Consider the following 26789-nt stretch of genomic DNA (forward strand, 5'->3'; position numbering starts at 1 on the left):
ACAAGGCAACCCACCAGTAATCGCTCACGAGCCGCGGATATCGGTAGCGGCGTGCAGAATGACGATCATGCCTTTCTTCGACGGACGAACCGGTCAGGTGCACTTTCGGCATTGGCCGGCGGCAGGGGGTGCGGTGCCCACGGTGTCACTGGTCTTTCTGCACGGTCTCGGCCAGCACAGCGGCCAGTATCACCGCTTCGCGGGCGCAATGACGGCGTCGGGGATAGACGTGTGGGCGATCGATCACACCGGGCACGGTTTGTCGGAGGGTGATCCGGGAGTCGGGGCTCCGCTCTCCGATCTTGCTGCCGATGCAGCCGCGCTGGCTGACATCGCCTTGGCGGAACTGCCCGAAGTTCCGCAGGCGGTGATGGGTCATTCGTTAGGTGCCGTGACGGCGCTGACGATGCTGGCTCATCGCGATCACGATTTTGCCTCCGCAGTGCTGTGCGGCATCCCGCGCAGCGCGGTCGAGCAACACGGGTGGGCGGAACTCTCCGACGCGGGCATCCCGGTTTTGGTCGTTCACGGTACCGACGACCGGATCGCCCCGGTCGATCCCGTCCGGGACTGGGCGCGGACGCTGCGCAACGTCGAGATGCGTGAGTTCGAGGACGCCGGTCACGACCTGCTGCACGAGAAGGTTCACGCCAGTGTCACCAACGTCAGCCGTGAATTCCTTCTCGCGCATTCCAGGTAGTCCTCTCAGGAGAGCGCGCCGAGCACCTCTTTCGACGTGACGGGATGCGAGAACATCGGGTAGTCGTAGGTGATCGCGTTCTCGTGTTCGGCGACCGAAGTGCCTGCCACGCAATCGGTGAGTGTGATGACCCGGTAACCGTTCTCGTATCCGGTGCGCATGGTCGATTCGACGCAGCAGTTGGTCAGGAAGCCGCCGAGAAGGATCGTGCGAATTCCTTTGCTGCGCAGAATGAAATCGAGGTTGGTGCTGGCAAAAGTGTCGAGTCCGCGCTTGCCCTCGATGACGATGTCGCCGTCTTTCGGAGTGAGGTCGTCGACGATAGCGGCGCCCCACGAACCTTTCACGAAAGCCTTTCCGTCGACGACGCCCTTGAGGATTCCGTACGGATGCGAGGTGATTTCGTTGTACCCCTCGGCGAAGGTGATCGGTGCGTGCATCACGGTGACACCCGCCGCCCGGGCCGCATCGACCAGCGCGGCGGTGTTCGCGAGGAGTCCGTTCGATTCCATGACTGGTGCGACGGCCTCGTGGAGGACACCGCCCTCGGTGGTGAAGTCGTTCTGATACTCGATGAGCACGACGGCGGTGGTCGCGGGATCCAATTCGAGCTTGTCGGTCATGGTCGGCACCTTCTCTGTTGTGGTCCGGGTCACGAATCTCCTCAATTAAACAGTTTGTCAGACAAGCAGGCAAGGGGTGGTAGCGTCGCGGCATGGATACGACTCCGTTGTCGCGCATGCCGCTCAGCCTTGCCGTGTCGGGAAGAATCCGTGCTGCCATACTCGACGGCTCGCTTCCCGTCGGCGAGGCATTGCCGACCGAACAGGAACTCGCGCAGACGTTCTCGGTGGGGCGATCGACGGTCCGTGAGGCGCTTCGGGTCCTGCAAGCGCAGGGATTGTTGACCGGCGCGGACACCACTTCTACTGCCAGGCCTCGGGTGACGCACGAGCATACGGCCGATTCCGCGGCCACAGCTCTCAGCACGGCGTTGCAAGTGGGTGCAGTTCCATTGGGCGATCTTGTCGAATTGCGAGTGCTGCTCGAAGCTGCTGCGCTGCGCACTGTCGTCGCGGTGCCGAACGGCGCCCGGGATGCGATCGAGCGGATGCGCGTCGCAACCCTTGCCGACGACTCGGTCGCATTCCACGACGCCGATGTCGACTTTCACGTTGCGCTGGCCGGAGCCGGCGGGAACAAGGCGTTCGGGTTGGTCATGACGGTTCTCCGCGACAGCATCGCCGGCTACCTGCTGAGTGAACTCGACTCGCGCGAGAACTCGGCGGCCACGCTCGGCGCACTGCTGGCAGAGCACGAGGGTATCGCCGACGCGATCGAGCGCGGTGCAGTTGACGAGGCCGCCGTTTTGGTCGAGCGCCATGTGCGCGGATTCTACGAAGGACGAACACAATGACCACGAGTATCGATCTGTTGGGCGAGCGTCTGCAGAAAGCGGTGGGGGACAGGGCGACAACCGATCCCGACCGAATGGGTGCGTACGTCCGGGATCAATCACTGCTCACCGCAGCCGGAAGGCCCGCCGCGCTGGTCAAGGCGAAGACGGTCGACGACGTCGTTGCGGTCATGGCGGTGGCCCACGAACTCGCCGTTCCGGTGGTGACACGAGGGGCAGGTACCGGGTTGGCCGGCGCCGCCAACGCACTCGACGGATGCATCGTCTTGAGCGTCGCGGGCATGGATCGAATTCTCGAGATCGATCCTGCCGCGCGCACCGCCACGGTGGAGCCCGGAGTGATCAACGGTGACCTGGCGGAAGCTGCTGCACAGCAGGGTCTTTGGTACGTACCGGATCCGGGAAGCCGGTCCATCTCGAGTATCGGCGGCAATCTGGCGACAAATGCAGGCGGCATCTGTTGCGCCAAGTACGGCGTCACCGGTGATCACGTTGCGGCCCTGACGGCGGTACTCGCCGACGGGCGTGTGATCCGTACCGGTGCACGGACGCGCAAAAATGTTGCGGGGCTGGACCTGACACATCTGCTCGTCGGGTCGGAGGGCACTCTCGCGGTCATCGTCGAAGCCACGATGCGGTTGCGTACGGCGCCCACTGCCGCGACCACTGTGGTCGCCTTCTTCGATTCCGCGGAGTCCGCGATCGATGCCGTCCTCGCCGTGTCGGCAGTGGCCGAACCGTGTCAGATGGAGTTGATGGACGACGTCACCATCGGCGCCGTCAATCGGCTGACCAAGATGGGGCTGGACGAATCGGCCGGGGCGATGCTGCTCATCCAGTGCGACGGTAGGTCGGCGGCCGCCGAGGCAGCGGACTGCGCCGCGGCGTGCGAAAGTGCCGGGGCCCGAGAGGTTTTCCACACCGACGATCCGGTGGAAGGTGAAGAGTTCACCGCCGCGCGCCGCATGGCCTTGCCGGCTCTCGAGGCGTTGGGCACGGTACTTCTCGACGACGTCGCGGTGCCGGTGCCGGCGTTGCCGTCCATGTTGGAATGCATTCGTGAAGCGGCCGATCGCCACGGCGTCACGATCGGAACCTTCGGTCACGCCGCCGACGGCAATCTCCACCCGACCATCGTGTTCGACGCTGCCGAATCGGGTGCGCAGGATCGTGCGCGCGGAGCTTTCGACGACATCGTTGCCGGCGCACTGGCGTTGGGCGGAACGATCAGCGGTGAACACGGTATCGGGGTTCTCAAAGCGCCGTACATGGCGGACATGGTCGGCCAGACCGAACGCGAAATGATGCTTGCAGTCAAGGCCGCATTCGATCCGAAGAACGTTCTCAATCCCGGACGAGGTATCTGAGCGGTTCGTCCGTGCCTCAGTCGCCGGAAATTGCGCTACCAGACGAACGTGTTGCCGCACGACGCTTTTCAAGTGACGATGGCCCTCATGAAGCTGTTGATGCTCGGAGGAACACGGTTCCTCGGCCACGCTCTCGTCGATGACGCTTTGGCTCGGGGCTGGGAAGTGACAGTGCTCCATCGTGGGCTCACCGGAGCGCCACCACCTACAGCGGAGGTCCTGTTCGCGGATCGCACCGATCAGCGTGCGATGGTTGATGCGCTCGGTGATCGTCGATGGGATCTTGTCGTCGACACCTGGTCGGGTAGCCCCCGAGTGGTCGGTGAGAATGCACGCGTTTTGCGCGGTCACGTCGACCGGTACGCATACATCTCCAGTGGATCCGTCTACCAATGGGGCTTGCACGTAGACGAGACCTCACCAGTGGTGGCCGCATCTGCGACCTCCGATGACTACAGCGATTACGCGTCCGCCAAACGCGGGGCCGAACTCGCTGTCCTGGAATCCTTCCCGGACGCGTTACTCGCGAGGGCAGGTTTGATCCTCGGCCCGCGCGAGGACATCGGGCGGTTGCCGTGGTGGCTGCAGCGCATCGCGGCGGGCGGACGTGTCGTTGCTCCCGGAGTGCCGACCAGACCGTTGCAGTACGTCGATGCCCGCGACATCGCAACCTTTGTCCTGGCCGGACTGGCAGCCGGGATCAGCGGGGCATACGACGTCATCAGCCCGTCCGGCCACACCACTACCTCCGTACTCCTCCAGGCGTGCGTGGTTGCCACCGGTTCGGACGCTGAACTCGTGTGGATCGACGAGGACAGGCTGGCGGCCGCTGGAGCGCAGCCGTGGACACAACTTCCGTGTTGGGTGCCGCAGGAGGGTGAGTTCGCGGGCTTCCTCGAAGCCGACACCGCCAAGGCGGGGCAAGCAGGGCTGCGGTGCCGGCCCGTCGAAGACACCGTGCGCGATACCTGGGAGTGGATGCAGCGAGAAACTCTGCCGACTCAGCGGGAGGATCGTGCGGTGCACGGCCTTCCATCCGAGATCGAAGAGGAACTACTCTCCGCCGGACAGTGAAACGAGTCTGGCCCGGTTCGCATTCGAACCGGGCCAGACTCGTGAAAGACGATCGATCAGGCGTACAGGTCGCTGATCTTGGTCTTGTGAGCTTCGTGAATGATGTTGCGCTTGAGCTTGAGCGTCGGCGTCAATTCACCGGTCTCCTGGGTGAAGTCGACCTCGAGGATCGTGTACTTCTTGATCTGCTCGGGGTTGGAGACCTTCTTGTTCGCGTCGGCAACGGCCGAGTCGATCTCGGCGATCAGGTCGGCGTTCTTCACCAGATCGGCAATCGGGGTGCCGGCGGGCAGGCCGTTGCGCTCGACCCAACCGGGCAGAGTCTCCGGATCGAGGGTGATCAGTGCACCGATGAACGGCTGACCGTCACCGACGACGAGGCACTGGCTGATCAGAGCGTGCGCGCGCAGGGAATCTTCGAGGCCTGCCGGTGCGACGTTCTTGCCGCCCGCGGTGACGATGATTTCCTTCTTGCGTCCGGTGATGGAGACGTAGCCCTCGTTGTCGATCGAGCCGAGGTCGCCGGTGTGGAACCAGCCGTCGACGATGGATTCGGCAGTGGCCTTCTCGTTGTGCCAGTAGCCGGCGAACACGACCGGGCCCTGCAGGAGGAGTTCGCCGTCCTCGGCGATCCGTGCTGCATGGCCGTTGATCGGCTTGCCGACGGTGCCGACGCGCTGCGCGCTCGAGGTGTTGACGGTGATTGCGGCGCTGGTCTCCGTGAGTCCGTAGCCCTCGTAGATCGGGATGCCGACGCCGCGGAAGTAGTGGCCGAGGCGCGCGCCGAGGGCTGCGCCACCGGAGACTGCACGCTCGCACTCGCCACCCAGAGCTGCGCGCAACTTCGAGTAGACGAGCTTGTCGAATACCGCGTGCTTGAGCTTGAGTGCAAGTCCGGGGCCACCCTTTTCGAGGGATTCGCTGTATTCGATGGCGGTGGCAGCAGCCTTGTCGAAGATGCTGCCCTTACCGCCGTCGACTGCCTTCTGGCGAGCCGAGTTGTACACCTTCTCGAACACGCGGGGCACCGAGAGGATGAAGTTGGGCTTGAAGCCGGCGAACTGCTCGAGCAGCGTCGTCAGGTCCGACGTGTGGGCGACGGTGACCTTGGCGTCGAAAGCGCCGAAGGAGATCGCTCGCGCGAATACGTGGGCAAGCGGCAGGAACATCAGAGTCTTCTTGCCGGGGACCATGGACTCCGGCATCGCCAGGCGGCATGCGTTGGACTCGGCGTAGAAGTTGGAGTGCGTCAGCTGGACACCCTTGGGGCGTCCGGTGGTACCGGAGGTGTAGATCAGGGTCGCGGGCGAGGCAGCGGTGACCTGGTGACGACGAGCGTGCAGTTCTTCGTCGGTGATTGCCGAACCGCGACTGGACAGCTCGTTGATCGCACCCGACTCGATGACAAGAACCTCGCGGAGGGCTTCTGCGCCGTCGGTGACTTCCTTGTGAGTCTCCGCGTGCTTGGCCGTTTCGACGACCAGAAGTGTTGTCGCTGAATCCTCGAGGATCCACTGCGCCTGATCAGGGGAGGAGGTCTCGTAGATCGCGACGGTGCATCCGCCTGCAGTCCAGATGGCGTAGTCGAGAACGACCCACTCGTAGCGAGTCGCTGACAGGATAGCGACGCGGTCGCCGAGCTCGACACCTGACGCGATCAGGCCCTTGGCAACTGCGGAGACCTGCTTCGCGAATTCAGCTGCAGTGACGTCGACCCATCCACCGTTCGACGGCCTCTTGAACGGCACGAATGTGGGGTCTTCTTCGGCGTGACGGAACACGGAGTCGGCCATGGATACGTTCTCCGGAATTGAGAACGACTGTGGAACTGAGAACTCGCGCACTATTGACCCCTCCAGTGACTACTGACATTTCTGATGTGCATTGCATCACATTAGTCGTCATTTTGCACTGTCGTTACTATTCGGTAGAACTGGTCGGGCGCTGACCTGCAGTTTAGTGTGACCGCCTGTTTACAGGTACTCAGGCGACGTGTTGGAGCGTGCGACCGTGCACGGACAGCCACCGCCGAATTGCGTAGTCCAATCGGTCCGGATCCACTCCGAGTTGCTCTGCAGTAGCTGCAAGGATCTCCGAGGTGTCTCCCGGCAACTCGGTGGTGCCGAGTGTCGCGCTGATGAAGGTGTCGGCAGCGGTCCCCAGATCGGTGTGCGGAATTCCGGCCAACATCAACAGGTGGGCCCAGGTCACTTCGGAACCGTCTCCGCACGCGTCCACCCAGGCATGGTGAACGGCTTCGAGAGCGTTGTCGGAATCGGCGGCCGACAGCAGGTCCTCGACGCTGTTGATCCGCAAGTGATGGAGTTTCTCGGCGACCTGTTGGATGTGCCGTGCCTCGATCGGGACACCCGTCGCCGTGTAGCGACGCTTGTACGAGCCGATCTTGCCTGCCCACTGGTCCGAACTGCCGGCTTCCTCGAAGGTGCGGAGTAGTTCGCGTGCGCCATCCGTGACGGGTTTGTCCTCGCGGGCTTTCCGGTACGCCAGGTAGCGATCGACGACGGTCACTTCGCTGTGGCCCGACGTGGACTGAACGGATTCGATGATGCACAGGGCGAGGCTCTGTCGATAAGCGTCTGACGCAACCCAGGCGGAAGGGTCGCCCAGGCGGTCACGGCACGCAGCTGCGACGGCGTCGACGGTATCGGTCGAGATGGTCACGGTTCCTCCAGAAAGCCGAATTCTTTTTGTTCCATTTGGGCTATCGGCACCGAGGAGCGAAATGTTGCACACATCACAAATTCTCAGAGATCTCTTGGACTGTGCTCAGGCTGGAGAGGTGTGCACTCAGGCGAGGAAGGACAGTACTTCGTCGTCGCTGAGTTGATGGAAGTCCTCGAATGCAGCACCGACGCCGCCTAACAGGGCAGGAACGAAGGGGCAGACGACCCGATCGGCGGAGCACGCGATCACTCTCATGGCTTCGGGGGACGCTACTGGGACCGCGACGATCACGGCGGCAGCACCCGCGGTGCGCGCGCATCGGCAGGCAACCGCGGCACTCGCGCCCGTAGCCATTCCGTCGTCGACGATCACCGCAGTGCGTCCGTGGAGGGAAACCGGGGTCCGCCCCTCGCGCAGGAGATGCGCCCGCCGTTCCAATTCGGTTCGCTCGTCGCGTTCGACGGCGACGAGTTCTCTTTTCGAGACGCGAACCGCTGCGATGACGTCGTGGTTGAGGACCCGCACGCCGCCCTCACCGATGGCGCCCATCGCCAGTTCCGGGTTGTACGGACTGCCGAGCTTGCGCACCACCACGATGTCGAGCGGAGCGTTCAGTGCCGCAGCCACTTCGGCTGCGACCGGAACTCCGCCGCGCGGGAGTCCGAGAACGACGGGCTTGTCGATACGCAAGGTCTCGAGCCGCCCGGCCAGAAATTTGCCGGCGGAAGATCGATCCCGATACTGGGTCACTGCGTTGTCCTCGAGAAGCTCGAACCCCGACCAGTTCGACGCTACTCGCTGCAGGTCACCGCGACGAGACTGTGAACCTCCGCAGCGCGAGAGCGGGATTCTTCTCGCGTACCTCGGTGATGCGAGCAGCCGAAACGAGTGCGGTGGCGACCCCGACCTGCTCGCCAAGTGAACACATCACGACGCCCATCGGGTCGACGATCATGCTGGCACCCGCGCCGCCGCGCGCGCTCTGATCTGCCGCTGCGATGTACATCGTGTTCTCGATGGCCCGGGCGCGCACGAGAGTGGTCCAGTGGTCTTCCTTGAGCGGCCCCGGCACCCACTGGGCGGGCAGGAGCAAGATGTCTGCGCCGACGTCGACGATGCGCCGGGTGACTTCCGGGAAGCGCAGGTCGTAGCAGGTCTGGAGGCCGAAGGTCAGGCCGTCGCACCCGAAAGTCTGCGGTTCGGTGATCTCGCCCGCGCGGATCACGGCCGACTCCTGGTAACCGAAAGCGTCGTAGAGATGCAGCTTCCGGTAGGTCGCCACCAGTTCGCCGTTCGGGTCCATCGCGACGAGGGTGTTGGAGATTCTGCTCACGTCGTCGATCCGCTCGTTCATTCCTGCCACGAGGAAGATTCCGAACTCCGCGGCGACCGACGCCAGCGCCGAACCGAATTCGCCGTCCAGGTCCTCCGCGGACTCGATCAAACGCTCATCCGTCTTCGGTGCGGTGAACATCGAGTATTCCGGCGCCACGACAACTTTCGCGCCGCGTGCTGCTGCATCGGAAGCCAGTGATCGCAGTGATTCGAGGTTGGCTTTCTTGTCCGTCCCCGGGGCGAATTGGGCAATCGCGACAACGGTCTGGGAGGGGGTGGCTGCGGTGGCTGCGGTCATGCTTCCTACGCTAGGCGAAACCCGCTGGGAGGGTGGATCTGTCGTAAATGCACCCCCGGTATGTCGTCGTGTCTATACTCTATCCGCTAAACTGCTGGTCAAATGAGTGATATTGAGCGTGACCCCGAACCCCCAACATTTGCCGACCTCGACATCGATGATCGGGTACTGAAGGCACTGTCAGACGTGGGCTACGAGTCGCCCTCGCCCATTCAGGCTGCCACCATTCCGCCACTGCTCGAAGGCAAGGACGTCGTCGGTCTCGCACAGACCGGTACCGGCAAGACCGCAGCCTTCGCAGTTCCCGTTCTGTCGCGGATCGACACGTCGATCAAGCAGACCCAGGCGCTGGTGCTTGCTCCCACGCGTGAGCTGGCGCTTCAGGTTGCCGAGGCCTTCGGCAAGTACTCCGCGCACATCCCCGGACTCAACGTCCTGCCGATCTACGGTGGCCAGAGCTACGGCGTCCAGCTGTCGGGCCTGCGCCGCGGCGCACACGTCGTCGTCGGTACCCCGGGTCGTGTCATCGACCATCTCGAAAAGGGCACCCTGGATCTGACCAATCTCAAGTACCTCGTTCTCGACGAGGCCGACGAGATGCTCAAGATGGGGTTCCAGGAGGACGTCGAGCGCATCCTCCGCGACACCCCCGGCGACAAGCAGGTCGCCCTGTTCTCCGCAACGATGCCCGGCTCGATTCGCCGGATCTCGAAGCAGTACCTGAACAATCCGGTCGAGATCACCGTCAAGTCCAAGACGTCGACCGCCTCGAACATCACGCAGCGCTACATTCAGGTTGCTCATCAGCGCAAGCTCGATGCACTGACCCGAGTCCTCGAGGTCGAGGCATTCGAGGCGATGATCATCTTCGTCCGTACCAAGCAGGCCACCGAAGACCTGGCGGAGAAGCTGCGCGCCCGCGGGCACTCGGCTGCCGCGATCAACGGTGACATCGTCCAGGCCCAGCGTGAGCGGACCATCGGTCAGCTCAAGAACGGAGCCCTCGACATCCTCGTCGCGACCGACGTTGCTGCTCGAGGCCTCGACGTGGATCGAATCTCCCACGTCGTCAACTACGACATCCCTCATGACACGGAGTCGTACGTCCACCGCATCGGTCGTACCGGCCGCGCCGGTCGTCAGGGTGACGCGTTGCTGTTCGTCGCCCCGCGTGAGCGTCATCTGCTCAAGTCCATCGAGAAGGCGACCCGTCAGCCGCTTGCGGAGATGCAGCTTCCCAGTGTCGACGACGTCAACGCCCAGCGCGTGGCCAAGTTCGGTGACTCCATCACCGAGAGCCTGGCCTCGGAGAATCTCGCGATGTTCCGCAAGATGATCGAGGACTACGACCAGGAACACGACGTTCCGCTCATCGACATCGCTGCCGCTCTGGCGTTGCAGTCGCGCGACGGCGAAGCATTCTTGCTTTCTCCCGAGCCGCCGGCACCGCCGCGTCGTGAGCGCGAGCCTCGTGAACCACGTCCTCCCCGTCGTTTCGACGATGGCCCGGCCCCGCGCTCGCGTGGGCCCGAGGGCCAGGAGCTGGCCGCGTACCGCATTGCAGTCGGCAAGCGTCACCGCGTCGTTCCGGGTGCCATCGTCGGTGCCATCGCCAACGAGGGTGGGCTTCGTCGAAGCGACTTCGGGCACATCAGCATTCGCCCGGATCACAGCATCGTCGAGCTGCCGGCCGACCTCTCCAACGAGACTCTCGAAGCTTTGCGTCGCACACGCATCTCCGGCGTCCTGATCCAGCTGCAGCCTGATTTCGGGCCGCCGCAGGGTCGTCCGAGTGGCCGTGGCGACCGTGGTGGCCGGGACGATCGTGGTGGACGTGACGACCGCCGCGGTGGCGGACGCGATCGCTACAACGACTGACATACAGCTTCAACGACTGTCATGAAGACTGAAACAGGCGCTGCCCTCCGCGAGGAGGACAGCGCCTGTTTTCTGTGTGGGGGGCAAGGCTTTTCTGTGTGGGGGGGCAAGGCGCTGCGCGGTATCAGATCGGCGTCGGTGCGAGGGCGCCGTTCTTCCGGGCGTTGGTGTCGAACTGCGTGCGGTACAACTCGGCGTAGCGGCCGCCGCGCGCGAGCAGTTCCTCATGGTTGCCGCGCTCGACGATCTGGCCTGCCTCGACGACAAGGATCAGGTCCGCGGAACGGATCGTCGACAATCGGTGAGCGATCACCACCGCAGTCCGCCCGGCGAGTGCTTCGCCGAGTGCTTCCTGAACCGCAGCTTCCGACGTCGAGTCGAGATGCGCGGTGGCCTCGTCCAAGATGACGACGCGAGGCTGGGCCAGGAGCAGGCGTGCGATGGTCAGGCGTTGACGCTCGCCGCCCGAGAGGCGGTAACCGCGTTCACCCACCACGGTCTCCAGTCCGTCGGGCAGCGACGCAACCAGGTCGGTGAGCCGTGCGCGCTCCAGAACCTCACGCAGATCTTCTTCGGTGGCATCCGGTCGTGCAAGGAGCAGGTTGGATCGAAGGCTCTCGTGGAACAGGTGCCCGTCCTGCGTGACCATGCCGACGGTCTCCCGGATGGAATCGGCACTGAGGTCGCGGACGTCGACGCCGCCCAACTCGACCGAACCGGAGTCGATGTCGTAGAGGCGCGGAATCATCTGCGCCACGGTCGACTTTCCGGCACCGGACGTGCCGACCAAGGCGACCATCTGTCCTGCTTCGGTGCGGAACGACAGGTCGTGCAACACGTCCTCGCCGCCGCGGGTGTCGAGGATCGCGACTTCCTCCAGGGACGCGAGAGACACCTTGTCCGCGGATGGGTAAGCAAAAGTGACGTTCTTGAACTCGACGGACACCGGGCCCTGCGGCACCGTGCGTGCATCGGGCTTCTCGGTGATGAGCGGCGCCAGATCGAGAATCTCGAATACCCGCTCGAAGCTGACCAGGGCGCTCATGACGTCCACCCGGGCGCTGGCCAGTGCGGTCAACGGCGAGTACAGCCGCGTCAACAACAATGCCATCGCCACGACGGCGCCTGCGTCCAACTGTCCGCGCAGCGCGTAGAAACCGCCGAGTCCGTAGACGAGGGCAAGAGCAAGGGCCGAGACCAGCGTCAGCGCTGTGACGAAGACGGACTGCAGCATTGCGGTCCGGACTCCGATGTTGCGCACACGCCTGGCGCGAACCGCGAACTCCGCAGATTCTTGCGACGGGCGGCCGAACAGCTTGACCAGAGTCGCGCCGGGAGCGGAGAACCGCTCCGTCATCTGGGTGCTCATGAGCGAATTATGGTTGGCTGCTTCACGATTGAGTGCTGCAAGTTTTGCGCCCATGCGCCGTGCGGGGATGACGAAGATCGGGAGAAGTAGCAGCGCGAGGACGGTGATCTGCCAGGAGATCCCGAGCATGACGATCAGCGTGATCACCAGGGTGACCAGATTGCTGACCACTCCGGACAAGGTGTCGCTGAAGGCGCGCTGAGCGCCGATGACGTCGTTGTTGAGACGGCTGACCAGTGCTCCGGTTCGAGTTCTGGTGAAGAACGCGATGGGCATCTTCTGGACGTGATCGAAGACGGTGGTGCGCAGATGCAGGATCAGGTCTTCGCCGATGCTGGCCGAGAGCCACCGGGTCAACAGTCCCAGAGCGGCTTCGAGAAGTGCAACCAGTGCGATCAGGGCGGCAAGTTTGACGACCACGTCGACGGCGTCGCCGCCGACTATCGCGTTGACCACGCGCCCGGCCAGGACAGGTGTTGCCACGGCAAGCGCAGCAGTGACGACACTCAGTACGAGGTACCAGCTGAGGTTGCGTTTCTGTGGAACTGCGAACGTCGCGATCCGCTTCAGTGTCGCCTTCGAGAACGGGCGCCGATCTTCTTGCGCGTGCATCGCGTTGTACATCGCGTTCCACGCGGTGACTTCCATACTCATGACTTCGCCCCTCCGGTCGCCGGCCACGAAGATTACGTGGCCGGTACGACACGAAGGTAGAACCTCAACCAAACTTCAGGTCAAGTGCGGCCTCAGCGGGCCACGTCGACCACCACGCGAGGAGGGTCGCTGAGCGTCGTGACCGTGAACGGCTGCTTCTCGGTCACGCCGATGAACGACTGCGTGACTCCCTCGAAGACGTTGGACCCGTTGACCTCGGTCACGACTCCGCCGACGCCGGGGACCGGGTTGGGGCCGGAGTACTGCTCGACTCCGCTGTCGAAGGGATATGCGGAACCGTCGATCAGGACCTGGATCACTGCGGCACCCTTGATGTCCACGGGCTTACCGCTGCCTTCCTGCGTCGCCGCGTCGACGTACTTGACGCGCCAACCGGGTGTGCCGGTTCCGCCCATTTCGTAGACGACACGATCGAATCCGTCGTGCTCGCCCACTCGGATGTCGACGACGGTGAGCTTGGATTCGGTGCCCGCAGCCGACGTCTTGTCGGAGCTGTCCGTCGGGACTGGTTCTGTGGTCGACGCTGCTGCACTCGAGGTCGAGGTCGAGGTGACGGCCGAGGTGGCTGCCGTGGGAGTGGTCTCCGCGTCCTGCGAACAGGCAGTCAGGCTCACGCCCACTGCGATGGCAGCGACAGCGGCAAATGATCTCGTCCGGTTCGTTGTCATGACTCGATCGTAGGGCTCGCGTTATCGGGATCCGCGGCGGCGGTGCCCGGAGTTACCTAACCGATATCGCCGTCGACATAGAGCCACTTACCCTCTGTTCGCGCAAATCGACTGCGTTCGTGGAGCATTCCCCGCTCGCGTCCGAATGTGTAGTGAGCGCGAAATTCCACGACGCCGTCGGAATCGAACAGCCCGCCCCGTTCGGTGTCCAGGATCTCCAACCGGAGCCATTTCTGGTCGGGGTCGAGATCGAGTTGGGCTGGGCGATGGTCGGGATGCCAAGTCTGCGTGAGATATTCGTCGTCCATCACAGCGAAAGCCGTGTAACGCGAACGCATCAGGGTTTCGGCGGTCGGTGCGTGCGCTACTCCGCTGATGTACTTGCCGCAGCATTCGGCCAACGCGTTGCCGCTGCCGCACGGGCACGGATCGGTCGGATTGGGTGTGGTGGGGCGGCGCGAAGTCACCGCCCCATTACAGCACGCGAACTCAGACCAGTTTGTGTTCGCGGTTCTCCCAGTACGGTTTGCGGAGGTCGCGTTTGAGGATCTTTCCGGTGGGATTGCGGGGAAGGATCTCGACGACGTCGATACTGGTCGGGCACTTGAACTTTGCGAGGCGTTCCTGTGTATAGGTGATCAGTTCGGCTTCGTCGATCTGCGCTTCGGCAGTGAGAACCACGACAGCCTTGACGGTTTCACCCCAACGGTCGTCGGGAACGCCGATGACCGCGACCTCGGCGATTGCCGGATGCTCCACCAGTACTCGTTCGATCTCGGGGGAGTAGACGTTCTCGCCGCCGGTGATGATCATGTCCTTGAGGCGGTCCTCGATGAAGACGAAGCCGCCGGAGTCGGCGCGGCCCATGTCGCCGCTACGTAGCCACCCGTCTGCGGTAATCGTTTCGGCCGTCGCCTCAGGCTTGCCCAGGTATCCGGGTGTGCACTGTTCGGATCGCCACCACAGTTCACCGGTCGTTCCGGTGGGCACGTCCTCGAGCGTGACGGGGTCCACCACGCGCATCTCGACGCCGGGGATCGCCGTACCTGCTGATGCCATGCGCTCGACCTGCGACTCGTCGCGGTGAACGTCCGGCATCAACGCGGTAATGACGCCTGCCATTTCGGTCATGCCGTAGACCTGCACGAATTCGGTGTCCGGCCACGCTGCGAGTGCCGCGCGCAACAGTGGGAGCGGCATGGGGGCGGCGCCGTAGGTGATGCGTTTGAATGCTTTGAAGGCGGCGACCGCCTGCTCGCCTGCGGCCAGGACTCCGGCAATGACCGGTGGGACGAGAAAGGCGATGTTGGCTCCGGCGGCGAGACCGGCGAAGATCGACGGTCCGTCGGCTTCTCTCGTGAAGTAACAGCGGCCACCGGTGTGAATTGCCATGATGGCGTAGCACGTTCCGCCGACGTGGAACATCGGCATCGCGATCAAGAATCGGTGATCCTCGTGGGCCGGCAGGATTTCGAGGACATTGTTGCTGTGCGCGAACAGGTTTCGATGCGTGAGCTGGACACCCTTGGGGCGACCGGTCGTCCCGGAACTGTAGAGAACCAGAGCGGTGGCATCGGGGCTCACCTCGGGGCGGGCGTGCAGCGGTGTGACCTCGTCGATCCACGGCTCGAATTCGTCGTGTTCACCGCCGACGGCGAAGATCGATTCGACGGCCGTCAAGCGGTCTCGCATCGCGACGACCTGGGGGAGTAGTTCGCTGCCGACGAACAGAATGCGAGCGCCACAGTCCGCGAGAACGTAATCCAGCTCTTCGCTCGAAAGTCGCCAGTTGGGAACGACATTCGCGGCGCCGAGTAGTGAGGCGGCGTAGGTGACTTCGAGACAGGACAGATGATTCTTGTCGACGAACGCGACAGTGTCGCCGGCACCGATGCCTGATTCGGCGAGGGCGGCGGCGATACGCAAGATGCGGTCCCGCCACTGAGCCCACGTGAATTCGGTCCCTTGGAAGGTCATCGCTGCTTGATCAGGCTTGACCGTCGCCCAGTGCTCTAGCCGATCGAAAATGATTCCAGCGGTGGCGTCGGACATTCGGCCGCCTCTCTCGTGTGATTGGTGTCACAAGGTTAATGTGCGCCCGGTCTTCGTATCGCTGTTTCCAGTCAATGCGCACAAGCAGGAGGGGTCGCATTCCCCCGACCCTGACCGGCTCGGCCGCAGATATCAGGGTGGTCCCCGATGGCGGGCGCGCCCGCCACCCGACAGGATGGAACCAACCATTGCGGGCGTCCGTGTTTTCACGGGCGCCCGTCACGCCCGCAAAGTAGCACCGAAGTGAACAGGAAAGGCGATCATGAGTTCGCACGCCCAGGATGTCGCGGCCCGCGCAGTCGGCCTGTCCAAGACCTACGGCACCGGAGATACCCAGGTGCACGCCCTCAGTTCGGTGTCCGCAGATTTCGCCCGCGGTGAGTTCACGGCGATCATGGGGCCGTCCGGTTCCGGTAAGTCGACGCTGATGCATTGCCTCGCCGGTCTGGATTCCGCCAGTTCGGGTTCTGTTCTCATCGGTGACACGGAACTCACGACGCTTTCCGACAAACAGATGACCCAATTGCGACGCGATCGCATCGGTTTCGTTTTCCAGGCGTTCAACCTGGTGCCGACCCTGACCGCGCTCGAGAACATCACGTTGCCGCTCGACATCGCGGGACGCAAAGCGGACCCGACCTGGTTGAACAGCGTCCTGACCAAGCTGGGTCTCGGGGATCGCCTCGATCATCGGCCGGGAGAGCTCTCGGGTGGTCAGCAGCAGCGTGTGGCGTGTGCGCGTGCGCTGGCGGGTCAGCCGGAGATCATCTTCGGCGACGAGCCGACCGGAAACCTCGATTCGAAGTCCTCCGGTGAGGTGCTCTCGATCCTGCGGGCGGCCGTCGACGAGTTCAACCAGACCGTGGTGATCGTGACGCACGATCCGCGGGCAGCGGCGTATGCCGACCGGGTGGTGTTCCTCGCGGACGGCAAGATCGTCGACGAATTGCGCGAGCCTACGGCGGATTCGGTCCTCGACCGGATGAAGCGTCTGGACGCTCCGCAGGCGGTCGTGAACGTGGAAGCCGGGGCTTGAGCACATGGCTTCGGTAAGTAACTCGCCGATGCGCAAGGTTTCCCTGCGCAACTTGGCGGCACACAAGGTGCGACTTGCGCTGACGGTTCTCTCCGTGGTGCTTGGCACGGCTTTTGTCGCGGGGTCGTTCGTTTTCACCGACACCCTCCAGAAGACTTTCGATTCGATCTTCGAGAACACCGCCCAGGGCGTCGACGTCCGGGTATCGATGGAAGAGCGCAACACCAGTGGCGTCCCGGTCGAGGATGTCGACAAACTTGCCGCAGTCGACGGCGTTCGAGCGGTAGCCCCGGCCGTCAGTGGACAGATCGTCCTGATCAACGCAGACGGCGGCGCTGTTCAGACCGGCGGCGCGCCGAGTATCGGTCAGTCCTACCTACCGCCGGGCCAGGCGATTGCCGAACCCGACACCTTCGTCGAGGGCGCGCCTCCGACGCAGACCGGTCAGGTCGCGCTGAACACCAGCGCCGCCGAGCGAGCCGGACTGAAGGTGGGGGACTCCGCCAAGGTTCTGGCACCGGCCCGCGGAATCGTGGACGTGACGTTGTCCGGTATCTACGAGGGGGCGGGCAGTGACACCGGCGGGTTCATCGGCGCGCTCTTCACCGACGAGCAGGCCCGTGGACTCTTCACCGACGGCCAACACGTCGAGTACATCGACGTCGCGGGCGACGGGGTGTCGCAGACGGAACTGCAGCAACGCGTCGAGCAGGTTTTCCCCGATCTCAAGGTGCAGACCGGCGACCAGGTTCGTGAGGAGACCAAGGCCGAGGTCGACTCGGCGCTGAGCTTCATCAACTACTTCCTGTTGGCGTTCGGCGCGATTGCTCTGCTCGTCGGAACGTTCATCATCTACAACACCTTCTCGATGATCGTGGCGCAGCGTCTTCGTGAGCTGGCGCTGCTGCGTGCGATCGGTGCGAGCCGAGCGCAGGTCGGCCGTTCGGTGGTCACCGAGGCGCTCGTGGTCGGACTCATCGGCAGCATCATCGGTCTGCTCGGCGGTATCGGTCTCGCCTACGGATTGCGCAGTCTCCTCAACACATTCGACGTCGGTCTGCCGGAAGGCCCGCTCCAGGTGGGTGCCCGCACGATCATCGTCGCGTTGGTGGTCGGCGTCGTCGTCACGACGCTCAGCGCTTACGCCCCGGCTCGTCGTGCGTCGAAGATCCCGCCGGTGGCGGCCATGCGTGAGGAGTTCGCCTCCACCGGCGACTCACTGCGAGTGCGGACGTTGATCGGTGCGATTCTCGGCGTGATCGGTGTGGCACTGCTCGTGTTCGGCTCTCGCGGTACCGGCGGCGGCGCGGCGCTGATCGTAGGCCTCGGTGCGTTCTCGTTGATCATCGCGGTGCTTCTCGGGGCTCCCGCGCTGTCGCGGCCGATCGTCGGCGCGCTCGGTGCCGTGTTCGCCAAGCCGTTCGGTGCCATCGGGCGATTGGCTCGTACCAATGCGGTGCGCAATCCCCGTCGCACGGCCGCAACGGCATTCGCGTTGACTCTCGGTCTGATGCTGGTGACGGTCATCGGAGTGTTCGGTTCCTCGGCCAAGGCGAGCATCAATGCTCTTGTCGACGTGGGTGTTTCGGCCGACTACATCCTGACCGGTCCCAACGCGATCGGCGTGCCGCGAGGTGCGGCCGACGCGGTCCGACAGGTGCCCGACGTGCAGAGCGCGACGTCGTTGCACGGAGTGCGTGCGAAGGTCGACGGTGAGGACGAGCAGGGCGCTTCGTTCGACGGCCCGATCGAAGGCGTGCTCGAGTACAAGATCCTCGAGGGCACGGTCGATCTGACCGGCAACAACATGCTCGTCTCGAAGTCGACTGCGGATGACAAGGGCTGGACTGTCGGCTCGACCCAGACGTTGACCGGTCCTGGCGGCGTCGAGTACCAGACCGTTGTCGCGGGAGTGTTCGAGGACAACCAGCTGATCGGCTCGTGGATCGTCTCGGACGAGGCGTACAGGAAGCTGATGCCGGCCGAGAGTCTGCCGGACTTCGTGGTGCTGGTGAAGGCGAAGCCTGGCGCGGATCTGACAACGCTGCGATCCGAGCTCGAAACGGCCACGGAGAAGTACGTCGTCGTCCAGGTGCAGGATCGTGAGGAGTTCAAGGGAACTCAGGGCCAGCAGATCAACACGTTGTTGGCGATCCTCTACGGACTGCTTGCACTCGCGGTCGTGATCGCAATCCTGGGCATCATCAACACCCTGGCACTGTCGGTGGTCGAGCGGCGACGAGAAATCGGAATGCTGCGAGCTGTCGGCATGCAGCGCGGACAGATGCGACGCACGATCTACCTCGAGTCGGTGCTCATCGCGGTGTACGGCGCGGCGGTCGGAGTTGTTCTCGGCATCGCGTTCGGTTGGGCCTTCGTGAGCACTCTCGCGGATCAGGGCCTCGACAAGATCACGATCCCGTGGGGTCAGGTGGTCGGAATGCTGATCGGCTCGGGTGTGGTGGGTGTCTTGGCGGCGCTGTGGCCGGCCAACCGAGCGGCCAAGACGAAGCCGCTCGAGGCGATTGCAGACATGTAGGGCCTTCGGCCCCCGTGCGCACTTTTGGTAGCGGAAGCAGCCGAAAGTGCGCACGGTACCGTTGCCACATGAGCACCCTTCAAGAAGTCGGCGAACGTGAATCCTGGCGCTGCTGGCTGTGTGACGAACCGGTCGATCCCGACATGTCCGTCAATGATCCGCGCGGCCCGAGTATCGACAGCATCAACACCGCAAAAAAGGGTGGCAAGACCAAAGGCGGCGTCGAACGCTTGGCGCACCGCGCATGCAACACCAAGAAGGGTGCGGTCAAACCTGTTGTGGAATGGCCGGATCGGCTGTTCGTCGTGGATCCCGCTCCGATCATCGGGGTCGTGGAGCAGCTCGAGCGAAAGGGTGGCCGCGTCGCCGTCGCTCGCTGCCCCGGCAAGGACGACGCCCAGGAAGCGTCGGATTGGCTGATCGATCGGTTGTCGCGTCTGGCTCCCGCGTTGAATGTCGAAACAAGCATCGACGCCGCGGGCGGGGGTTACCTGTTGGTCCTGAAAACCGTGTAGGAGGTCGGCCCCGAGTGCCGTCTTTTGCGGTACCTGTTCCGCCTCCATAGCTGTCGGGGTACGGTCGAACCGAACATGAATCCGGTTTCGAGTGCGAAGGAATCCCGATGAACCTGGCATTGACCGACGAGGAACTAGCGTTCCGCGACGAGATGCGGACGTTCTTCCGTACGCAAATCCCCGCGGACATCAGGGAGGCGTACGCCCACGGCGAGGAGTTGGGGCGCGACCGTATGGTCGAGGCGCAGCAGATCCTCAACGCTCACGGTCTGGCGGTACCGCACTGGCCGGTCGAGTGGGGCGGCAAGGACTGGACCCCGGTCCAGCACAACATCTGGCTCGACGAACTGCAGCTTGCGTCGGTTCCCGAACCTTTGGCGTTCAACGCCAACATGGTCGGTCCGGTCATCGCGGCCTTCGGCTCGCAGGAGCAGAAGGAGAAGTTCCTTCCGGCGACTGCGAACCTCGACATCTGGTGGTGCCAGGGATTCTCCGAACCCGAGGCCGGTTCCGATCTCGCTTCGCTCAAGACCCGTGCGGTCCGCGACGGCGACGACTGGGTCATCAATGGTCAGAAGACCTGGACGACGCTGGGACAGTACGCCGACTGGATCTTCTGCCTCGTGCGCACCAATCCCGATGCGCCCAAGCGTCAGGCCGGCATCTCGTTCATCCTTGTCGATCTGAAGACGCCTGGCGTCACGGTCCGCCCGATCAAGCTGATCGACGGCGGCTACGAGGTCAACGAAGTGTTCTTCGAGGACGTCCGCGTTCCGGGAGAGAACCTGGTCGGTGAAGAGAACCAGGGCTGGGGCTACGCCAAGTTCCTGCTCGGCAACGAGCGAACCGGTGTCACCCGCGTCGGTTTCTCGAAGGTTCGTCTGGCCCAGGCCAAGGCTCGCGCTGCCGAGGTCAAGGTCGGTAACGGAACACTGCTCGAAGATCCGCTCTTCGCTGCTCGCCTCGCCGAACTCGAAAACGAATTGCTTGCCCTCGAGCTCACTCAGCTCCGGGTGGTAGCCAGTTCCGCTGACGGCCAGCCGAACCCGGCGTCGTCGCTGCTCAAGCTTCGTGGCTCCGAATTGCAGCAGGCGAGCGTCGAACTGTTGATGGACGTGGCCGGCCCTGATTCACTGCCGTACGACGCGGGCAGCGACATCGCCTCCGCGAGCTGGGCGCAGCACACTGCCCCGACGTACCTGAACTACCGCAAGGTATCCATCTACAGCGGATCGAGCGAAGTGCAGCGCAGCATCATCGCCTCCTCGATCCTCGGATTGTGAGGCGTGGCATGGACTTCGAACTCAACGACGAACAAAAACTTCTCCGCGACACCACCAAGGATCTCCTCGCGCGTAGCTACGACGCCGAGAAGCGCAACGCGATCATCGACTCCGATCCCGGGTGGAGCCCGCAGGTCTGGAAGCAGTTGGCCGAGGTCGGCTTGCTGGGCCTGACATTCTCCGAGGACGACGGCGGCATGGACGCCGGCCCAGTGGAAATCGGCGCGGTCATGACCGAGATCGGTCGACGCTTGGCACCCGAGCCGCTACTCGACGCGGTCGTGACGCCGGGCGGGCTCATCTCCGAAGGGGGCAGCGCAGAGCAGCGCTCGTCGATTCTTCCCGGAGTGGCCGAGGGCACCACGTTCCTCGCGTTCGCCGACCAGGAACCCGGAATCCGTTGGCCGGCAACCGAACGGGCCACCGCGGCGGCCCAGGTCGACGGCGGCTGGACCATCACCGGTATCAAGAATCCCGTCGGCCACGGCGCGACGGCGGACATCTTGGTCGTGAGCGCTGCGCTCCCCGGCGGTGGCGTCGGACTGTTCCTCGTCAAGAGCGATGCCTCCGGTTTGGTACGCAAGTCCTACGCCACTCACGACGGGTTGCGCGGGGCGCAGATCGAGTTCACCGATACGCCGGCCGAAGCACTCGGTGAGGGCGGTGACGCTACTGCTCTGATCCAGGCCGCGCAGATCCGTGAGCAGGCCGCGCTGTGCGCCGAGGCTGTCGGAGCGATGGAAGAGGCGCTACGCCTGACCACCGAATACCTCAAGACGCGTAAGCAATTCGGGGTTCCCCTCGCAAAGTTCCAGACACTGACACACCGCGCCGCCGACCTGTACGTCTCGCTCGAGTTGGCACGCAGCATGAGTCTGTACGCAACGATGTCCCTTGCCGACGGCGTCGTCGATCCAGTGATCGCTTCGCGGGTGAAGTTGCAGATCGGGCGTTCGGCTCGGCTCATCGGCCAGGAGGCGATCCAGATGCATGGTGGTATCGGTATGACCGCAGAGTACCCGGTGGGGCACTACGTGAGCCGACTCGTCGCCATCGAGCACACCCTCGGCAGCACCGAAGATCACCTTCGGGTGTTGGCCGCCGGTGTGGCTGATCACGAGATGGTCAGCGTGGTCTGATCTTTCACGAACGACGAAGGGGCCGCATTCCGTTCCAAGGATGCGGCCCCTTCGTCGTTCAGCGGTGATTGCGCAGGACGTCCAAGCGGAGTCGGCGCTGCTCGATGTTGACGGCGCTGTCGGTGAATGCGTGTTGCCACCCGGGGTCACTCGTTCGGGCCGCCGCGTCCTGCAGAAGCGGTACGGCGTCGAAAGGGAAGCGCGCCTGCACGCTTCGCAGGGTGGAAAAGTGACTGTGACGCGAGTGGATGCCCAAGTCCTCACCCGTCGCAGCATGCTCCATCGCTTCGTTCTCCAAGGCGTTCAACAACTTTTCGGCGACGGCCAGGGGCCATGGGCGGTCGATGCCGTCGAGTAGTGCGCTGCCGTCGACGCCCAGAAGGTACTCGTCCGCGTGGCCGGCAACGATGTACTCGACGCGCTCGCGTGGGTCCGCGATGGCGACGATTCTCCGGTCGGTCGTGCGCCCGTCCCGCTCCAGAAATGCCGACGCCCACGCGGTGTTCTTCTGGAGAACGGTTGCAGCAGTCCATGATTCGATCATCACTGCGCGCCATTGCTTCTCGATGGGGATGGTGAGGGCCTCGCGTGGCGAACCGGCCATAGATTCCCACAGCGTCAGCGGAGTGGCGGTCACGACTTGCCGTAACCACCAGCGCCGGATGCCCTTGTTCTTGTAGTGGACGTCTTCGATGCCGTCACGAAATGCGAGGTCGTCGAGCGAGCCGGGCAATCGGACGGCAAGGCGCGGCCGCAAGGGCTTCGTCTCGAGCCGCACCCAGGACCGAGCCCGAGTGACCATTCGAGAGGCAAACGGAGATCGGGGGAGTTGCCGTAGTAGTTGAATTGCACGCTCACGGACCCGCACGGCTGGATCGTCGAGTGCACGCTCGAGGAGCGCGTAGTCGTGTTCACCCAGCCCGACGTCGAGATGGTCGAGGAAGTGCAGCCGGCTTGCCGTGGCCTCGTCGTCCCAAGCGATCTCGAGCTCTTCGCTCGCCAGTTCCGGGTCGACCGTACGTATGTAATCGAACCAGGCCGTACGGTCGTCCGGATCGGGCGAAAGCCACAGCTCGTCCCGGCGTGATCCGATTCGTCGTAGCTGGGCCCAATCCGGGTTCTGCTCCGCCAGGTACTGCCCGCGTCGACCGGCGAGGCGAAGTAGCGCCTCGCGGTGCTCGGGATACTTCAGCGCGGCTTCCATGAAGAGCGGAACGCTGGCAGCGGGCGCGAGGAATCCGCGTTGGTCGGCCATCGCGAACCATTCCGCGAGAGTCCAGGAACGAACCTGCAACAAGGACTGAAGTTGTTCGATCGCGAGGTCGGGAAGCAGCGGTTGAACTGCTGGATCAGTCTTCGATGCGCGCGAGTGACCTGCGTGCGCGTCTGATCGCAGGGAGGTCACCCGCCTACGGTATGGCAGGGGTGCGTCGAGCTGGGTCGCAGGGGTCGGGCGCGTGTCGGCAGATTCTGGAACAGTGGTAACCGGCGACCACAAGGAGGCGTGAGATGGCAGACGGAACTGATGACGTCTTTGTCGTGGCGTCGGTGACCGAACGGCGAACGCTCATCTCCACCCGAGTGAGGGAGTGGTGTGCGGCGGGGACAGTCGAGTCGAACCGGCCGGAGTTGTCCGATGATGTCGCGCTGCTGATCGCCGGCGGCTATGCGGACGAGTCGACGCGGTCGATCCTGGCGAACCGGCGCAGTGTCGGACGTTCGTTCCCGGAGATCGGCGGCTTCTCGGAGTTGCGGTATCTCACCGACGAGCTGGCCCGCACCAGACGTCGACTGCTCGCGACTCGCATCGGCCCTGTTCAGGTTGTCCTCGAACGACGGGTGCAGGCGCTCGAGAAGCGCGTTCAGTCGATGCGGTCGGCGATCGTGCATTCCAATCGTCACTTCGCGAGCAGCGTCCGTGCCATCCGCAAGGACCGGCGCGACGGCCTGCATCTCGACGTCGAGCAACGCGAGGCTCTCTTTGCCGGGCTCACCCGTACGCCGGTTCCAGCGAAGCTGCCGGTGGGGCTCGGTGTCGTGGCCAGCAGTGGAAACGCAGCACTCGACAAACTCGCCGCCCAGTTCGGGAAGGTCCAGGGAACCGGTGTCATCGCCGATGCCGGAAGGCGCATCGCGGAAGTCCTCGACGGACTGGTCGATTCAGAACCCGAGGGACGCGCCGGTGAGTACGACGCCTTGCTTTACCTCGCCGGGAATCTGTTCGACCGGATCGAAAGCTCCAGCGCGTGGCATTCCGACCACTTCGTCATTCAACGTAACCAACTCGACCTGGCCGACGAGATCACCCAGATCGCGGTCGACACCGTCGCGCTGCGTTCGATTCTTGCGGAGTTGGACGACGCGGCTGCACTGGCACGCGACGAGGGAACCCGAGCCGGAATCGCTTCGCGCAGGGAAGCGCTCGGCGCGGTCTGGGACCAGCTGGTCGAGCGCGTGGCGGCCCTCGCGCGGATCGGTGACCTGGTCGCACGGGCCGAGGATCAGTTGAGTTCGCAGCGCGCGGTTGCGCATGCAGCGAGCCTCGACAGCCGGATCGACGACCTACTTGCGCGCTCCGGCTCACGTGAACTTTCGGCTGCAAACACGCACTACGTCGGGGATCAATTCGACGGTGTGGAAGAGCTGATGTTCGCTCACCGGGCGGCGCTTTACGGGGACATTGCACTGCTGACCTCTGGGAACGAGCGTCGGGCGCCGTAGTCAGGCCGTCGCCGGAGCTGTAAGGTCGGGGGTACTGACCGGCCACACGATCGAAGTAAAGGCCGGGATTTCGCTCAATGCTCGACCCCGATGCCGATCCGGTGATGCGGGCGTACCCGCTCGAGACAGGTCGATCATGGAAGACACCGCAAGCCGCGGCATCAATGCGTTCATTTCCGAAGCTACGCAGCGTGGGGGCAAGGCTGTCCGTCTCACGCACTCACGTCGTAATCCCGTCGAGGTGACGGGCGCTGACGGTGTCAGCCGAATCGTCCGCGTGCGGTCCAAGCTCGACGGTGACTGGCAGGCCAGGCGTCAGGACGAGTCGCTCGAGAGTGACGACACCCGCTCCGAGTTCTGGGTGTTCGTCGACCTGGCAGCAGATCCGCACGAGTTCTACATGTTGCCCTCCAACGAGGTCGCCGACGACATCCGCGCCGAGGTCGACCTGTGGATCATGGACAGCCCCGGACGCAATCGCACCGGCCATCACGCGATTCCGCGTGGGCGCGTCGTGCACGGTCACGATCGTTGGGATGCGCTGGGCTTAGCCGCGGTCAAGGATCCGAGCATTTACGTCGAGACCCCGGTTGCGACCAAGCGTAAGACGTCGCCGGTCGCCGCGAAGAAGCGTCGCGCCAGCGGTGTCGAGGAGATCGAAGTCGTCGACAATCGCCTTGAGATGACAGCCGATTGCCACGGATATCGCTGGGTCGGGCGCTTCGACGAAACCACCGAGGTCGTCGAGATCATGCGTGGACCGATGGAAGGCCGCCGATTCCCAGATCCGACCGCGGCCGCAAATGCTGTCACCGGTCACATCTCAGGCGACACCGAGAGCCATGACGGTTGGTCGTTCTGGACGATCAACAACACGGCCCTCGGCGCTCATCTCAAAACTGCCTGATCTCAGGCTCCGACTGCCGCCGACACCCGTTCGAGAGTGTCCAGTTCGTTCGACGAGAGAACCAGATTCGGGGCGTCCAGTAGCGCCGGGAGCTGCTCGGGCCGGCTGACGCTCGCGATCGGTGCGGTGATGCCCGGTCGAGTCAGCAGCCAGGCCAGCGCGACGGTCGAGATCTCGCTGTCGTGTGCCTGCGCGATTGTCGCCAGTTCCGCGACGACGTCGAGTCCGGCGTCGCTGAAGTATCCGGCGGTCAGTCGTTCGCGGGAGCTGCCTTCGATATCCGCGCGGGTCTTGTATTTTCCGGTCAGGAAGCCGGAAGCGAGAGCGAAGTACGGGAAGACGCTGATGTTGTTGTCGGTGGCGATCTGGGCAAGTTCGGGTTCGTACGACTTGCGGTGAACCAGGTTGTAGTGCGGTTGCAGGGCGATCGGCGCGGCGTAACCGTTCTCTTCGGTGATCCGCAGCCACTCCCGGACGCGATCGGGGCTGTAGTTGGAGATTCCGAGATAGCGAACCTTGCCCGCGACGACCAACGCATTGAAGGCTTCGAGAGTTTCCTCGAGCGGAGTCTGTGGGTCGTCGAAATGCGCGTAGTACAGATCGATGCAGTCCGTCTGCAGGCGCTGCAGCGACGCCTCAGCTGCGGCCGCGATGTTGTCGGCCTTCAGGCCCTTGAAATCGGGATGGCTACCCACCTTGGTGGCGACGACGATGTCGTTCTGCAGTCCCCGATCGGTGATCCATTTCCCGATGATCGTTTCGGATTCCCCACCGGAATTGCCGGGAGCCGACGCCGTGTACGAGTCGGAGGTGTCGATGAAATTTGCACCGGCTTCGGCGAACGAGTCGAGGATCTCGAAGGACGTCTTCTCGTCCGCGGTCCATCCGAAAGGGTTGCCGCCCAAGCTGAGTCGGAAGATGTCGAGATCCGAATTTCCGATGATCGCCACTGTGTGGAACTCCCGTCGATGAAGGTGGTCGCTGCATCCCGCACCGTACCCTCTCACGGCGCTGGCGATGGCGCGCCCTCGCCAGGTTCGCCGAAAAATGTATCGGATCGTGATTGCCGCCGTCGGTGTTGGGTATGGCCTCAAATACTGAATTCTTCGATGGACTGCTGATAGGAGCGTC

Annotated in this window: 23 protein-coding genes; 12 read left to right on the forward strand and 11 right to left on the reverse strand. The window is 63.8% G+C overall.

Annotated features, from left to right (window positions below):
* The first annotated feature begins 58 nt into the window (after window positions 1-58).
* Window positions 59-700, forward strand: coding sequence for an alpha/beta hydrolase (locus tag ASU23_RS05025; protein ID WP_003945142.1), 642 nt, complete (start codon window positions 59-61; stop codon window positions 698-700).
* Between the two features lie 5 nt (window positions 701-705).
* Here the strand turns inward: ASU23_RS05025 and ASU23_RS05030 are convergent, their stop codons facing one another.
* Entirely contained in the window at window positions 706-1323 is a 618-nt protein-coding gene (locus ASU23_RS05030; protein WP_030536921.1) for a cysteine hydrolase family protein, read from the reverse strand.
* Between the two features lie 92 nt (window positions 1324-1415).
* Between ASU23_RS05030 and ASU23_RS05035 the strand changes: the two genes are divergently transcribed.
* The 3 genes from ASU23_RS05035 to ASU23_RS05045 all read left to right on the forward strand — a co-directional run bounded on the left by ASU23_RS05035 (window position 1416) and on the right by ASU23_RS05045 (window position 4558).
* Window positions 1416-2117 carry a FadR/GntR family transcriptional regulator gene (locus tag ASU23_RS05035; RefSeq protein ID WP_030536920.1) on the forward strand — a complete coding sequence of 234 codons (702 nt, stop codon included), beginning with the start codon at window positions 1416-1418 and terminating at the stop codon, window positions 2115-2117.
* Complete coding sequence (locus ASU23_RS05040; protein WP_058037438.1) at window positions 2114-3484, forward strand: FAD-binding oxidoreductase; 1371 nt, start codon at window positions 2114-2116, stop codon at window positions 3482-3484. Before ASU23_RS05035 ends, ASU23_RS05040 begins: the two co-directional genes overlap by 4 nt.
* Window positions 3485-3571: 87 nt before the next feature.
* Window positions 3572-4558 (forward strand): NAD-dependent epimerase/dehydratase family protein, encoded by a 987-nt coding sequence (locus ASU23_RS05045; RefSeq protein WP_253741206.1) that lies wholly within the window; start codon window positions 3572-3574, stop codon window positions 4556-4558.
* Between the two features lie 56 nt (window positions 4559-4614).
* Here the strand turns inward: ASU23_RS05045 and ASU23_RS05050 are convergent, their stop codons facing one another.
* From ASU23_RS05050 to ASU23_RS05065, 4 genes are all read right to left on the reverse strand, one after another.
* Window positions 4615-6402, reverse strand: a complete 1788-nt coding sequence (locus tag ASU23_RS05050) for a long-chain fatty acid--CoA ligase (protein ID WP_058037439.1) — start codon at window positions 6400-6402, stop codon at window positions 4615-4617.
* Between the two features lie 139 nt (window positions 6403-6541).
* Window positions 6542-7240 (reverse strand): hypothetical protein, encoded by a 699-nt coding sequence (locus ASU23_RS05055; RefSeq protein WP_003945151.1) that lies wholly within the window; start codon window positions 7238-7240, stop codon window positions 6542-6544.
* Between the two features lie 126 nt (window positions 7241-7366).
* Window positions 7367-7993 (reverse strand): phosphoribosyltransferase, encoded by a 627-nt coding sequence (locus ASU23_RS05060; protein WP_007736162.1) that lies wholly within the window; start codon window positions 7991-7993, stop codon window positions 7367-7369.
* A 55-nt stretch (window positions 7994-8048) separates the two neighbouring features.
* The gene (locus ASU23_RS05065; RefSeq protein WP_058037440.1) at window positions 8049-8876 is read right to left on the reverse strand and encodes a carbon-nitrogen hydrolase family protein; all 828 of its coding nucleotides are present in this window, start codon (window positions 8874-8876) and stop codon (window positions 8049-8051) included.
* A gap of 102 nt (window positions 8877-8978) precedes the next feature.
* Here ASU23_RS05065 and ASU23_RS05070 point away from each other — a divergent pair, with 102 nt between their 5' ends.
* A complete protein-coding gene (locus tag ASU23_RS05070) occupies window positions 8979-10754 on the forward strand; it encodes a DEAD/DEAH box helicase (protein WP_003945121.1) in 1776 nt (591 codons plus the stop codon).
* 124 nt (window positions 10755-10878) lie between these two features.
* Here ASU23_RS05070 and ASU23_RS05075 read toward each other — a convergent pair whose 3' ends face one another.
* The 4 genes from ASU23_RS05075 to ASU23_RS05090 form a co-directional block, all read right to left on the reverse strand.
* Complete coding sequence (locus ASU23_RS05075; protein ID WP_019749303.1) at window positions 10879-12777, reverse strand: ABC transporter ATP-binding protein; 1899 nt, start codon at window positions 12775-12777, stop codon at window positions 10879-10881.
* 92 nt (window positions 12778-12869) lie between these two features.
* On the reverse strand, window positions 12870-13466 hold the full coding sequence (locus ASU23_RS05080; RefSeq protein ID WP_007736169.1) for a hypothetical protein: 597 nt from the start codon (window positions 13464-13466) through the stop codon (window positions 12870-12872).
* 56 nt (window positions 13467-13522) lie between these two features.
* A complete protein-coding gene (locus tag ASU23_RS05085; RefSeq protein WP_007736170.1) occupies window positions 13523-13933 on the reverse strand; it encodes a YchJ family protein in 411 nt (136 codons plus the stop codon).
* 22 nt (window positions 13934-13955) lie between these two features.
* Window positions 13956-15518 carry a long-chain-fatty-acid--CoA ligase gene (locus ASU23_RS05090; protein ID WP_058037441.1) on the reverse strand — a complete coding sequence of 521 codons (1563 nt, stop codon included), beginning with the start codon at window positions 15516-15518 and terminating at the stop codon, window positions 13956-13958.
* A 262-nt stretch (window positions 15519-15780) separates the two neighbouring features.
* Here ASU23_RS05090 and ASU23_RS05095 point away from each other — a divergent pair, with 262 nt between their 5' ends.
* The 5 genes from ASU23_RS05095 to ASU23_RS05115 all read left to right on the forward strand — a co-directional run bounded on the left by ASU23_RS05095 (window position 15781) and on the right by ASU23_RS05115 (window position 22030).
* Window positions 15781-16554 carry an ABC transporter ATP-binding protein gene (locus tag ASU23_RS05095; protein ID WP_003945134.1) on the forward strand — a complete coding sequence of 258 codons (774 nt, stop codon included), beginning with the start codon at window positions 15781-15783 and terminating at the stop codon, window positions 16552-16554.
* A 4-nt stretch (window positions 16555-16558) separates the two neighbouring features.
* A complete protein-coding gene (locus ASU23_RS05100) occupies window positions 16559-19093 on the forward strand; it encodes an ABC transporter permease (protein WP_019749299.1) in 2535 nt (844 codons plus the stop codon).
* Between the two features lie 68 nt (window positions 19094-19161).
* Window positions 19162-19608, forward strand: a complete 447-nt coding sequence (locus tag ASU23_RS05105) for a hypothetical protein (protein WP_007736175.1) — start codon at window positions 19162-19164, stop codon at window positions 19606-19608.
* 107 nt (window positions 19609-19715) lie between these two features.
* Window positions 19716-20891 carry an acyl-CoA dehydrogenase family protein gene (locus tag ASU23_RS05110; protein WP_007736177.1) on the forward strand — a complete coding sequence of 392 codons (1176 nt, stop codon included), beginning with the start codon at window positions 19716-19718 and terminating at the stop codon, window positions 20889-20891.
* Between the two features lie 8 nt (window positions 20892-20899).
* Entirely contained in the window at window positions 20900-22030 is a 1131-nt protein-coding gene (locus tag ASU23_RS05115) for an acyl-CoA dehydrogenase family protein (RefSeq protein ID WP_030536908.1), read from the forward strand.
* A gap of 58 nt (window positions 22031-22088) precedes the next feature.
* Here ASU23_RS05115 and ASU23_RS05120 read toward each other — a convergent pair whose 3' ends face one another.
* Window positions 22089-23435, reverse strand: a complete 1347-nt coding sequence (locus ASU23_RS05120) for a DUF5691 domain-containing protein (protein WP_021344957.1) — start codon at window positions 23433-23435, stop codon at window positions 22089-22091.
* Between the two features lie 104 nt (window positions 23436-23539).
* Here ASU23_RS05120 and ASU23_RS05125 point away from each other — a divergent pair, with 104 nt between their 5' ends.
* Both ASU23_RS05125 and ASU23_RS05130 read left to right on the forward strand, forming a co-directional pair.
* A complete protein-coding gene (locus tag ASU23_RS05125; protein ID WP_058037442.1) occupies window positions 23540-24751 on the forward strand; it encodes a hypothetical protein in 1212 nt (403 codons plus the stop codon).
* A 136-nt stretch (window positions 24752-24887) separates the two neighbouring features.
* A complete protein-coding gene (locus tag ASU23_RS05130; RefSeq protein WP_003945109.1) occupies window positions 24888-25658 on the forward strand; it encodes a hypothetical protein in 771 nt (256 codons plus the stop codon).
* Window positions 25659-25660: 2 nt separating this feature from the next.
* Here ASU23_RS05130 and ASU23_RS05135 read toward each other — a convergent pair whose 3' ends face one another.
* The gene (locus tag ASU23_RS05135; RefSeq protein ID WP_007732210.1) at window positions 25661-26608 is read right to left on the reverse strand and encodes an aldo/keto reductase; all 948 of its coding nucleotides are present in this window, start codon (window positions 26606-26608) and stop codon (window positions 25661-25663) included.
* Window positions 26609-26789 lie beyond the last annotated feature (181 nt).

This window comes from Rhodococcus sp. KB6, from assembly GCF_001445685.1.
Classification (GTDB): Bacteria; Actinomycetota; Actinomycetes; order Mycobacteriales; family Mycobacteriaceae; genus Rhodococcus_F; species Rhodococcus_F qingshengii.